Source organism: Candidatus Vallotia laricis (genome assembly GCF_020541325.1).
Classification (GTDB): domain Bacteria; phylum Pseudomonadota; class Gammaproteobacteria; order Burkholderiales; family Burkholderiaceae; genus Mycetohabitans; species Mycetohabitans laricis.
Genome location: NZ_CP047398.1, coordinates 12,733 through 25,970, shown reverse-complemented (window position 1 = coordinate 25,970; position 13,238 = coordinate 12,733). Strand labels below are relative to the sequence as shown.

Sequence of the window (13,238 nt, the reverse complement as noted above, 5' to 3'; positions counted from 1 at the left end):
AATATAAAAAGTTACTTTAAAAGCATTAAGATTTCATTAGTACAGGCTCGGATTTCGGCGCTTGCTAGCTTACTACTGCGGTCTGTCATTTGTAGAACAGTTTTTCCTAGTGCCATTGCTTGCTTATAACACTCTCGGGTAGAGATCCGAGTTTTAAGAAGTGGAAAACTGAGTTTTTTAAGTGAGCGCTTTAATTCGCGCGTTAGCATTCGTTTCTCTTCAGTCTTATTAAGAAGAAAAACAGCTTTTAAATCTTCATTTATTATCTGTGCCTGCTGAATAAGTTTCATTAGGCCGATACTTGACCAATAGTCAGCTGGTGACGATGATATCGGTATAATAGCAATACTAGCTACTAAAAGTACAATACCAGAGATTTGTTCTGTAATTGATGGTGGACAATCTATAATTATAAGATCGTAATCATTAACAAATTTTTTTATTTCTTTATGAATTTCCCCCCCCGCTTCTGCTAAATTCACAATTGAAAATGGAATGCCTACCTCTTCACAGGTAGTACTAGACCAGTGAATTAATGTATTTTGTCCATCCGCATCGACAACTAAAACTTTTTTTTCTTTTTCGTGTAATGCTGCACCAAGATGCATTGCAATTGTGCTTTTGCCAACCCCCCCTTTTTGCTGAGTAACCGCAATTATTTTAGCTGTCACTTGAAACTCCTTAATATTTATCAAGACTTTTTTTTAAAAATTTACTATTTTTTAATTTTTTCAAATTATAAACTTTATGCGCATAAACTATAGTAAGCTTTAAGATACACAGGTAAGCTCTTTCTGTCTTGTAAGAAGATGTGGAGTGTATTTGATTGATATTTAAAAGAGCAAATATTGGATGAATATTTTACATATCAAGATTATAAATAATGATATGTATTAAGAAATGCAAGTCTGTGATATAACTTTACAAGTTATAGATAAATTTTTAATTGGATAATTATCCTTATACATTATATCTTAGTAAAAAATTATACATACCACCATAATAATCTAATATTATTTAAATATTTAGAGAATAAAACTATTACATAGTAAAGAATATTCATGAAAAATGATTGCTCAAATGTTAGATATAAAAAACTAGAAAAAAATTATAGTCTTATATGCGCTTGAGTCAGTATTGTATGTAGTTACATTACAATAAATTGTTGTTGATAGCATATCGAGCTAAATATAGATTTACTGCGTCTTTTGGAGCGCGCTTATTACAAGTATGATAAGTGCTATATATATTTTAGATGTGCTCTTATCTTAATATGTAGGCTTAATGTCGTTTGCGACTTTTTCTCCACCTGACTAAAGCGGTATTGATTACCATGTTCTATAACTTTTTTATATATAAAATATTAAGTATACAAGTAGAAAACATGGCACCTCTTTGTTTGCGTAAAAATAATCTTGCGGTATAGTACTGATACTTTGACTCTAGCTCTGACTTAGTATGCGGTCTCTCCTATGAGGAGAGACCGCACTTGTGTTACAGGAACTTATTCGTTATTTAGATGAAATCTCTTAGATTACAAAGATTTTATCACGCACTCTGCGCATAAGCCTTTGAGCTCCAGCTCACCCTGGATCAGGGTAAAGCCGGTCGATGCAATTTTATCTACTAGCACGTGATGAATTCCCCATGCATCGATTTCAGCAACTGCGCCGCACTGACAAACAATTAGGATTCCTTGCCGACAATGTGTCAAATTATGACATACTGCGAATGCATTAATCGATTCAATTCGGTGCACTAATCCAACAGACTGCAAAAAATCAAGTGCACGGTAAACGGTCGGTGGTGCAGAGCCTGAATGAATTTTGCGCATTTCATCAAGCAACGTATAAGCCTTAGTTGCTCGGCCAGATTGCAGCAGTAACGATAAGACTTTTTGTCGTAGTGGTGTGAGCAGTTCGCCACGCTTCTGACAGTACATGCGCGCGAGTTGAACCGCTTGCGTAATATTATCCACGGATAGACCGGGCAGTGCCGCGATAGCAGGAGGACTGCGGAATGTAGTGTTGAGTATGCCAATACATGTGCGGAAGAACTCGTATATTACTTCTGTATATGCGTTAAGAACTCAATGCTTTTAGATTAGCTAATAACTTAAGTACGTAAATCGTGATAAAATTAAAAATTGATACACTACCGCTAGATTGTATCGTATTTATTCGATACAGGTAAGCATGTATGCTAACTTTCATGCTGACACGATATCTTAAGATCCTCGAATTTATATTTTTAGGATCAATAGTGTGTTCATACATCTCAATTATTGATAATAACTACAAGTATGTTAGTTGAAGTAGTTAACATGATCAAGTTCACTTATCTTGCTATACTAGATGTACCTGTACTTCCATAATCTTAGCTGCTACTAATTAGCTCTAGATTTCCGCCTTTGTTATCTCTTAGTAGCGAAGATAGGTTGACTAATATAGTAAACTTAGCTAATGCTATCTACTCGCAATTTAATTAGAGCTTGCCGCGGGTGGGGCAGCAGTTTAGGCGAATCGCTATAGAAAACGCATGGGGGCATAATTAATAAACTCTCGAATATCGGTTTGACCAGTAACGATCCTCTATTTGGACAAGTAAACTCACATGGCTTTTAAGTACAGTAAAGCAAGATATTCGAATGTATTATTCAGCTAAATATAAAGAAAATACTATGAATCAGTAATAACGAGTTGACTTTGAAAGCTATCTAGCTAATGCAAGCGCATTAGATGATTAGTGGTTTTAGCTTTATAGACTCTCTGATAAATGAATTCTTCATGCTATATAAAATATTTGTGTTTTATTTCATTATGCAAGACTGCTAAAGTACTTTAAATTTAATCTATTGGTTTTTAGAACCAAACAACTTTACTATTTTACACTCCTTATCGTAAGCTTCAGGGGGGGTAGTTATTTTTAACCTAAGAAGGAAAAGTGCAATGTCTCTCATCAATACGCAGGTCAAACCGTTTAAAGCAACCGCTTATCATAATAGAGCTTTCGTAACACTCACGGAAGAAAATTTGAAGGGCAAGTGGTCAGCCATTGTATTTTATCCGGCTGACTTTACTTTCGTCTGTCCAACCGAGTTAGGTGATTTAGCAGACCACTATGCCGAATTTCAAAAGCTCGGTACAGAGATTTATGGCGTATCAACAGATACTCATTTCGCGCATAAGTCTTGGTGTGATACATCAGAAACGCTTTCTAAAATCAAGTATCCCCTAGTGGGCGACCCAACAGCGACGCTAGCACGCAATTTCGAGGTTCTGATCGAGGAAGAAGGCCTTGCGCAGCGCGGCACGTTCGTGATCGACCCATCAGGAAAGATTAAGATGTATGAGATTCATGATAATGGTATTGGTCGTAATGCAGAAGAGTTACTACGTAAGATACAAGCTGCCCAGTATATCGCATCACATCCTGGTGAAGTATGCCCGGCTAGGTGGACTCCTGGTGCTAATACGCTTAAGCCATCGTTAAACCTAATCGGTAAGATATAATATTCTGCATTCCTAGGGCGCTTTTACTCTTTTCCAGAATTTTTCTAATGTATTCGATGCCGTTTTATATTCAATTAAATATTACTTATCCAAGTAATATTTAATTGTTTATAAATAACAGCAAAAAATTAGATTAATTATGCAGCCTGTCAGCACAAAGTGTAAATTACATGATTTACTTTTGATAGAATAGAATGCCGCTCTAGGCTAGCGCGGCATTCTTCTAATTTAGAAGCATATGCTGCCAATCTTATTCATGATGAAAGTTAATAGTTATCTAATTAGTGCTAGCTTTGGATGGTAACCGCGTGCTTAAGATCTATATCTAGATTTTAAGTGTAATTTTTGATTGTGGGCGGCATCTAGCATGTAGAAAAGTCCGTGAGTAAAGAACAATAATGGTAAGGTAAGTGTAAATATACCTACATTAAGGATAATGTAGGTATATTTACACTATAATCTAATATATAAATTGTAGTACTACACTAATAGTTAACATAAATCCTAAATTCGGTACTCTATTAGAGTACCGAAACATTCTCAATAATGTCAGTTTATATGAGAGGTTTTAAGCCTTAGTAAGATTGTTATAAAAAAGTATGTTCTTATAAATATTTTATATATTATTAGTATTAATTAATATGAAAATATTAATAAGCAGAAAGCTAGTTTTTAACTTTAATTAAGATTTAAATATATTCACAAAAGAGAATTTTTTTGATAATATACTAAGTATATTTTATATATTATAAATATAAATCATGTTATATATATAAAAATTCTTTAAGTTTTAAACTTACTTTAATACAAAAAATAGAAACAGGTAAAACACATTAATTTTTATAATTTTTATGCATTAATAAATATTTATTAAACTCAAACGTTATATCAAAACGTAAGTATTTATTTAATATAAATTAAATAAAATACCATGAAGTATAGTAATTAAAAGCGATTTATATTTTGCTGAAATATAATGCGTTACAGAATTAAACTGTCGAAAAAAATATGAAAATCAAAAAATTTACTAGATTAGTAGCTATATCTCGCCTCTAAATATTTATTACTATAATAGAGCGGTATTAAATTACTTACTTTTAAAGTAACCACGTTGCTGTAATATAGTACAAACTACATGATAAGAGTGATCGTATAATACGTTTATTTATTACTGACAAATAGTAGCACACGAAGTGTGCGAGCTTTTATATGAGCTAATGCTAGCCAGAGTTGCCATGCGAGTCTAATCTAATAGATAAATGAAGTCGTTATATGCTACATACATCCCAACTTGACATGAAAGATACAGTACGCTATGATGAAAATAATATATTTGCGCGGATTTTGCGCAGCGAGTTAACTTGTATCAAGGTGTCAGAGACAAAAGACGTTCTAGCTTTTATGGATTTAATGCCAAAAGCTGATGGCCATGTACTGGTAGTACCAAAAGAGGCCGCAGCAAAGATATTTGACTTATCAGATGCGGCGGGTGTAGCTTGTTTCCGGATGGTTCATCGAATTTCAATTGCCATTCAAGCTGTATTTAAACCAGATGGTATACTAGTAGCTCAGTTTAATGGAGTTGCAGCCGGGCAGACTATACCGCACGTGCATTTCCATGTGATTCCACGTGGCACTAATAAAAAACTTAGGCTACGTGAACGTGTAATCGCTAAGCCAGAAAAGCTCGAGGAAATTGCACAACTAATTCGCGTACAACTGAGTAAATCGGTTAATTTATAATGAGATTTTGCTATTATTAATATAGCCATGATTTACATAAGTTCCTATTAACCTGGACATAAAGACTAGTTTGTGTTTTTTGTCGTGGCCTATTAATATTGCTGATAAGGTCGGTACAAAATTTGTAGTCGCTGCGAAATTTTATTACTCAAATTTTTGTTTTAATTTTATAGTGAGTATGTAATTAAAAACAGTTTCATATAATGAAACATTTCTATGTACTTCTATGGTAAATGAACTTTTTTATTATCATAATACATTTAAAATGTATCTAAGAATAACCTATTCTAACAATAGAATAGGTTACGCATAAATTATTAATAGTACTACAAAGTAAATAAATGCGCACCATACTCGCATATAAATAGGTGTGAGTGTAAAGATAAGTAAATCCGCGAGTCTCAATTGACAAGCCATTAAAGTAATCTAGAAGCTTGCTAGAGTCGAGATTCCCAACTGTTACGTGCGTTTACCGTCTAACAATAGTGCGGCTCGCGTGTTTAGCTGCCTTATAATGACGAAACTACTAATTTAGTTAGATTTCGTGCCATCGATATTTATTATTATTTGTCGCTGGTGTAGTTTATTACACAATTGACTGAGATTATATTGTGTTTAGAGCAGTCGTGGATTTTATAGTACAAACTATAATTCTAAGCGTCTAGCTGTCTGATCTGTATTTCGCAAGGGGCGTGGAATAAAAATCTTCTCTGCGCTATATGACAAGCCAGATAAAGAAAGCGTGACGCGCACATAATGACTTTACCCTATGGACGAACAGAAGAGACAGAAAATTATTGCGTATATTCACAGGCAAATGGCAGAATATGGTATTTCCATTGAACGTTTGTCTGAAGCGCTCGCTGAAAATATACAGCCAATCTTATTTCGTGATGCGTATGGAAACGTATGGGATGGTAAAGGAGAAATGCCTAATTGGCTTAAGCGGGCGGTATATGCGGGGCAATCAGCTGAGCACTTCAGGGTAAAAACAAAACCATAATCTATGCATTGCCTCGTATGATTCCAATGCCGCATACTCAGCTTGTTGAGCTAGCTGATTGTTCAAGCGTTGCTTTCGCGCAGGCGGGAAGTGGGGAACCAATAGTTCTAATTCATGGTTCGCTATGCGATTACCGATACTGGGGACCGCAGTTTATACCGCTTGCAGCAATGCATCGCGTACTATCTCTCAGTCTTGGGCACTACTTTCCAACACGTGAACTAAATCGCACTCTCCCATTTAGCTGGAACTCACATGTGCAACAAATCGTTCAGTTTATAGATGAGATTGTGCGCGAGCCCGTACATGTAGTTGCACATTCTCGTGGTGCGTATCTTGCATTTCATCTGGCTCGTAGTTTTCCAGAGCGGTTGCGTAGTGTAACACTCGCTGACCCCAGCGGATTTGTGCAAAATGACGAGATGGTGGACTACTATGCGTTAATGTGTCGCATTAAGACGCTACATACACGTGTTATGGGATTAATCAGTCAAGGTGAGACAGATGCGGGCCTTGCATTGTTTGTAGACTCTGTTAGCTGTCAAGGGACATGGGCTCGCAGTCCGGATGGTTTTAAGAAAATGATTCGAGACAATGCACACACTCTGTGGCCGCAAATTATGGATCAGGTGCCGGTTTTTTTAACATGCGATGCTAGAGAAATTACACTGCCAGTAATGCTAGTTGTCGGCGAGAAGAGTCCTTCCACTTTTCATCGGAATATTAAATGGTTGCATCAACATATCACTGGTGCTTGTAAAATAACAATTTTTGGTGTCTCACATGGTATGAATTTAGCGTACCCGCGCGCATTTAATCAAGCAGTGCTGGATTTTATTAAAGTGAATAGTCGATAGCAGTTCTTGAGAAAAATTTATTGCTGATGTGCTTGCTAAGCATGTATATATTTAAAGGCACCATGCAAGTAAGCTAGGATAGCGGAATATAAATTCCGTCTAATAAAAAGACAGCGTCACAAAATAAATATAAGAAAACTAAAAATAGTTTCGTAACAAGCACAAGATCAGGATTATTTACTTTTTACGTAGATAAATTATAAACATACTTTTTAAACAAAGTTTTTACAATGGTTTTTTAAAAATTAAACCAAATATTTTATAATGCTGTTGTACAGCACAAAAAACTACAATTAATTTTTTTAGTACCAAGTATTTTGGTACTTATCCCTAAGATATTGCTTAACTTTTTAGTTATATTTTTTATTGAAAATTTCATAGCACTAATTTTTTTTATAAAAAACATGTTAAAAGACAAAATAAGATGTTAGTAGTGAAACGAATTAAAATATACTAATCCTTGTGATGCTCGATATTAAATCGTTATCTATTACTTATTGTAGATCTCTGCTGAGTCTTATTAGCCCATGAGGCTTTTAATATGTACATAGATCCGAAAATGGTATACCTAATATATTTATATAGTCTATCTTAATACTTACTATATTTAGTTTAACTTAATGCTAAACCTAGTAACAACTGGAGTATCGATACCACTATGGTGGTATCCAATATTAGAGTATGTTGAAAGAGTGCTGACACGGTTTAATATTTTCAAATCTAACAACAAAGCTACATGCTTTTTGTTAGTGAGCAATTTACTCAAAGTAAACGTGCCACTTAACCAGGTCGTCTATATAGACGACCTGGTTAAGTATTATAAATGATCCCAAGGTTGACCTTGCAATTGAATAGATATCATAAATTAGCACTGCAGCCAATCAATCAAGATATTAGGATAATTGCACTGAATCACCTAAGGTGCGAAATAGAAAAAACTATAACTTTCAGCTGAGCCTATTTATATATAGCTATATAAAAATGTGTTATGAAGGTAGTTTTACTCGATAGTTGCGCATAGCGTTTTGACTATGTTTATATAAATGAGCGCGCTTAATCCTCTTTACTATTAGAATACAACGCGTACGCAAAACAATTTTAAGCCGCCCACATGCCACCGGTGCATAACATGCTTAACCTCGAGTAAATTCAGGGGTTGTCTTAATCGTTGTATGTTTTAAATATATCTATCTTATCTACACCTGTTACGGTAATAGTAGTATTACTTATACTTATAGTAAGTCGCACTCAACATATGCAACTATTTTTATAGCAGTCAGATTAAATCTGTAGATCTAGACCAAAACCCGTTACATAAGCTAAACGCTCGCGATAGCGTTAGCGACAACATGGATATTCTGTTCATTTAAACCTGCAATGCACATCCGCCCCGAGCGGACTAGATACACGCCATGCTCGGTGCGTAGGCGGTCTACTTGCTCAGCACTTAGTCCAGTATAAGTAAACATGCCTCGTTGTTGAATATAGCGTGATAATATAGCGTCCGGAATACGGCCCTGTAATCGTTCGTAAATTGCATGGCGCATTACTGTAATACGCCTACACATCGATGCGAGCTCTGATTTCCATGATTCTTGTAGAGCCGGCGTGCAAAGTACTCTGTGGACTACTTTGGCGCCATAGGTGGGTGGATTGCTATAATTTGACCGTACCGCGCCGGTTAGCTGCCCGAGCACGCGTGTTGCCTCTTCATCGGATTGGCATACAACACTTAAACCACCGCAACGCTCACCATATAGCGCAAAGTTTTTCGAAAACGAGTTCGCGACTAGGCATGATATGCCACGTGCGGTTAGCTCTCGCACCGCGAAGGCATCATCCTCTAGGTCCATTCCAAAACCCTGGTACGCCATATCGACGAACGGTAATAGCTCTTTTTTCTCAATTAACGAGATCACTTCGCGCCATTGATTTCGGTCCAAGTCGACTCCTGTTGGGTTATGGCAACATGCATGTAGCAGTACAATGTGACGGTGAGAAATTACGCGTAATGCATCAAGCATCGCGGCAAAGCGCACACCGCCTGTAGCGCTATCGTAATACGGATAGGTGTTTACTATAAATCCAGCTCGTTCGAATACTACGCGATGGTTTTCCCAACTTGGATCACTAATCCACACCTGCGCATCAGGTAAGGTGCGTCGTAGAAAATCTGCACCGACTTTTAACGCACCCGAGCCTCCCAGTGTCTGTAGCGTCGCAATACGCTGTTTAGTATGGGCGCTGCATGCATTGCCAAATACTAGTTGATGTACTGCATCTCGATAGTCTGGCAGTCCTGCCATTGGCAGGTAGGGTCGAGGTTCAATTTCCCCTGCCAGGGCATACTCCGCGTCGCGTACGGCAGCCATCACTGGCAGATTACCGTAAGCGTCGAAGTATATTCCGATACTTAAATTCACTTTATTATCCCGGGGATCATCGTGAAAATCCTCATTAAGCGACAAGATTGGATCACCGGGAAATGCTTTAACGTGCTCGAACATAAAGTATCCTAGAAAAGTAAGGCTTTATCGCTTGAAGGCCCTGCCGTATATCGCTCATTAGTTACTAAACTAGCTAAAGCGATAGCTTACCCCGAAGATCGTCAATCTGAGAGAATCATATAGATTAAAAAGCGCAGCAGAGCTACATATAAGCATTAAAATCATAATAAGAAAAACCAAATACAAATATATATAGTGCATGAACGAATGGCCATCATTAGTAAAGGGCTTATTTATAAAATTTTGCTATCCGTGAAGCGGAAGTATCGAATACTAAGCATAGCTTAGTTGATTGAAGGTGCTAATTACTATTAAAGGGGCGACCCGCAGGTCGCTACCGAGCACGCACAGTATTTGACTGTTTTTGTAAATCTTGTAAGTCAGTACTACGACGTTTAGTATGGTAATTAAATATAACCTTAGACATTTACCAAGCACGAGTTTCGGTTTCCTGTAAAATTCGGTCATTGATAGAACGACATCAATAGAAATCACGCATCGATATCGTAATGATGCCCAGTATATAACTCATTTAGTAGTACAGGGAATACAGTTAGCGGATTACTAGCCTCGGTAACTACCATGCCAATTCGTACTTGAATATATTAAGAATGCACTTATTATGAGCGAAACCGATTAGCTATTGATTTTAGTATTAAAAATACTATGCTGCTAGGCACTAGCAATATGCCTTGAGGCTTAACAATCCGAATAGCAGTAGATAGAAGTAAAATCCTAATTTAGACACTATGTCTACTTTTACACAATCAAAAAAGAGAATGCTATTTAGCAATATAATTTTGCTCTACCTTGACTAATCACATGAATTAGCACGCGACATTTTAGCTTTAGAGCTTTGCATAAAAATCATGTTAGTCTCAGCAGACTACGAACAACTTATCTACCCTAGCAATACATATAATCACAAATAATGTGAATAGAAAAAAGGGGGGGGGCACCGCAGTTTTAACAGTACCTTCGTGGAAATAGTTAAGTAAGCTAGTAACAGCCTGTCAGCTACGATCTCATCTGGTTATCTTATAATTATAAGTAATATCTTAGGTTAATATGTGTCCCTAATAAGGATAACGGTCGAGTAAGAGCATTAGCCCAATACCGAAGATATGTCAGTTCACTAGGTTCCTAAATTAGGTACATCAGCTTGTATGTACTCTTTTTGTAGATATAGTCAGTTTAGGTCTGTAATTTTTTAAAAGATGATTTTAATAAATATTAAACATATTTTATAAAAAAACTTATTACTTAGCAAGTAACTACAACACAATTTATAGTTGCAATCTACGTTGTATAAATAGATACTTCTCTCTATCCAAGCCCCCTTTGAGGGTAAATAAAGTTTTGTATATCTATAAATCTATAGTATGATTTATTGAGTGCAGTTTCTTTATTTTGCATTTTCATGATACAATAAGAAATTCTTTCCCGGGGTGATGAAACTGGTAAACATAGCGGACTTAACAATTTGAGTGCACAGTCGGAAACAGCTGATGTAGAACCCTTCAAATTCGGAGAAACCCCTGGCTTTATAAGTTATGGGCCGAGGTAACGCCGAGCCAAAATAGTCAACATTCTAAACTTGATAAAAAGGTGTAGAGACTAGACGGAGGGCGCCTAATGCACGGTACGGAAAGTCACAAGTTGTAGCGTACAATGGCGAAGGCATAGTCCAGCACACAAACATCGGCCTTTGCAAAGTTGGTGGCGCTGAAAAGCGTAGTGTGAAGAAAATCCGCCGCTTCACGGCTTACCGGTTCGAGTCCGGTCCCCGGGACCACGATTTCTTGAAAAATCTGGAACTTTACTAATTATCTAATTAGTAGTAGTACCTATAGATATGGTACTATATCCAAATAAGTGTTAGAAGTAAGTTTGATGTTCAAGCAGTTTATATAAGTACGAAAATCTATAAAATTTGCTTTAAAGAAAGAGGCGCAGACTATTCTGCAATAGAAATTTTTCTAATAGGTTCCGTAGCATCGCGGTATTAGTTATTATGACTTATAACAAGTTCTTTAAAAAAAATTATAGGATATTTATTTATAACAAATATCCTTGTATCTCTTAATTGCTCAGAACGTACGTAACGTACTCTTGACAAGTTTTTATCTTCGCATTTTTCCTAAATATTTATAATGGGTACAACTTTATAAAAATTTTATATGAATGCTATTACAGATCTCACTTAGTAGTAAAGTTAAAACAGCTATTTAAAAATATTTAACTTACCAACAGCGCTATTTTAATAGATAAAATACAGGAAAAATTAAGAGTGGGGCAAATTATAAAGACTTATAATATTAGGTATTACTTTAAATTTAGCTAATATCGCTATTAAACCGGATACATATGATCACTGTTATAAAAAACATTGTTAGTTAACTGCGATTGATCATAGGATATAGCGTAATACTAGTATATTACATATATAGTGGAGAATGTGTAAGCTTTATAAAAAGGTAAAAACTACATCATTACGATAATTGTTACTATGACTTCTGTATAATACGCTATTCTAGATTTATATTTGTTTTCCGGGCGTTTGGCGGTTTTCGTTGTTATAGCGCAGTGTTAACGTGCGTTTTAGAAACAAGCTATTGCTTACCTTAATTAATATTTCTTGTAAGCATATAACATCTTTTTATTTTATTTAAAGGAATAATTTGACTACTGTCATCCCAAAGCCTAATGAGCCCGTCGAAGTTGCACTGCGACGTTTCCGACGCTCTATTGAGAGCACTGGATTAATCAAAGAGTTGCGTGCTCGAACAGCATATGAGAAGCCTACTGCCGAGCGAAAAAGGAAAAAAGCAGCAGCTGTAGCAAGGTTGCGCAAACAGATTCGTCGCTCTTTACCACCTCGCAAGTTTTACTAAAAAATATGGCTGGCGAGTGAGCAAGTCTAGTGCAGATGTTAGGTATAGAAATAGCATTACCAGGTAATTTATTTATCTAGGATAATCTACTAAAATATTTCGACAGTAAAGTCAGACTCGCCACTATATACTTTCGTATTAGTAGCTTACAAAGCCGGCTGTATATAAAATATAGCCACAGTGTATTTATTTTAAATAACTAGATAAATTCCAATAAATAATAAAAATATATTATTTATCATTAACTATAGAGTAGTAATGCCAAAAATCGTAAATGTTATCTAAGTATGAGGTTTTTATAAAAAATGTATGCCACTGTATAGCAGATAAACTGTAAATATTGATTCTAAGTTCTTGTATCTTGTATCAAGATTTGAGGCTTTTCCATCTAGTAAAGTCTACTAACTTTAGATTATTTAGCTTGCGTATTATTATAGTTGGTTGTTTTTCGATACTATCGTAGTATTCGAAATACAAACATTTAGCCCACCCTGAAAAATTTTTAAGACTTAAAAGTGAATTTGCAATTTAAACACTATAGTTTATACTATTTTAGAGTAAAAACTCTAGTGTTTATTACTTATTATTTTAATAAATAATTTTTTTAGCATAAAATACATCTTTTTATCTGTAATTCGGCTTATATTTATATTTGAGTTAAGAATAAGTTATTAATAACTTATTTTTGGCACTCCCTAAGGGAATAAGCATATCACTATCTA

Annotated in this window: 8 protein-coding genes; 5 read left to right on the top strand and 3 right to left on the bottom strand. The window is 35.6% G+C overall.

Features of this window, described 5'->3' with window-relative positions; all coding sequences use genetic code 11:
- Positions 1-11 precede the first annotated feature (11 nt).
- Together parA and GKR41_RS00055 are read right to left on the bottom strand one after the other, a co-directional pair.
- The gene (gene parA, locus GKR41_RS00060; protein ID WP_226809556.1) at positions 12-671 is read right to left on the bottom strand and encodes a ParA family partition ATPase; all 660 of its coding nucleotides are present in this window, start codon (positions 669-671) and stop codon (positions 12-14) included.
- A gap of 863 nt (positions 672-1,534) precedes the next feature.
- A complete protein-coding gene (locus tag GKR41_RS00055) occupies positions 1,535-2,002 on the bottom strand; it encodes a transcriptional repressor (RefSeq protein ID WP_226809555.1) in 468 nt (155 codons plus the stop codon).
- A gap of 946 nt (positions 2,003-2,948) precedes the next feature.
- Here GKR41_RS00055 and ahpC point away from each other — a divergent pair.
- The 4 genes from ahpC to GKR41_RS00035 all read left to right on the top strand — a co-directional run bounded on the left by ahpC (position 2,949) and on the right by GKR41_RS00035 (position 7,115).
- Positions 2,949-3,512 (top strand): alkyl hydroperoxide reductase subunit C, encoded by a 564-nt coding sequence (gene ahpC / locus GKR41_RS00050; protein WP_226809552.1) that lies wholly within the window; start codon positions 2,949-2,951, stop codon positions 3,510-3,512.
- A gap of 1,272 nt (positions 3,513-4,784) precedes the next feature.
- The gene (locus GKR41_RS00045) at positions 4,785-5,255 is read left to right on the top strand and encodes an HIT family protein (RefSeq protein WP_226809551.1); all 471 of its coding nucleotides are present in this window, start codon (positions 4,785-4,787) and stop codon (positions 5,253-5,255) included.
- Positions 5,256-6,024: 769 nt separating this feature from the next.
- Complete coding sequence (locus GKR41_RS00040) at positions 6,025-6,258, top strand: H-NS family nucleoid-associated regulatory protein (protein WP_226809550.1); 234 nt, start codon at positions 6,025-6,027, stop codon at positions 6,256-6,258.
- Positions 6,259-6,275: 17 nt separating this feature from the next.
- Positions 6,276-7,115 (top strand): alpha/beta fold hydrolase, encoded by an 840-nt coding sequence (locus GKR41_RS00035; protein WP_226809549.1) that lies wholly within the window; start codon positions 6,276-6,278, stop codon positions 7,113-7,115.
- 1,319 nt (positions 7,116-8,434) lie between these two features.
- Here GKR41_RS00035 and GKR41_RS00030 read toward each other — a convergent pair.
- Entirely contained in the window at positions 8,435-9,622 is a 1,188-nt protein-coding gene (locus tag GKR41_RS00030; RefSeq protein WP_226809548.1) for an amino acid aminotransferase, read from the bottom strand.
- A 2,681-nt stretch (positions 9,623-12,303) separates the two neighbouring features.
- Between GKR41_RS00030 and rpsU the strand changes: the two genes are divergently transcribed.
- Complete coding sequence (rpsU, locus tag GKR41_RS00025) at positions 12,304-12,516, top strand: 30S ribosomal protein S21 (protein WP_225721845.1); 213 nt, start codon at positions 12,304-12,306, stop codon at positions 12,514-12,516.
- Positions 12,517-13,238 lie beyond the last annotated feature (722 nt).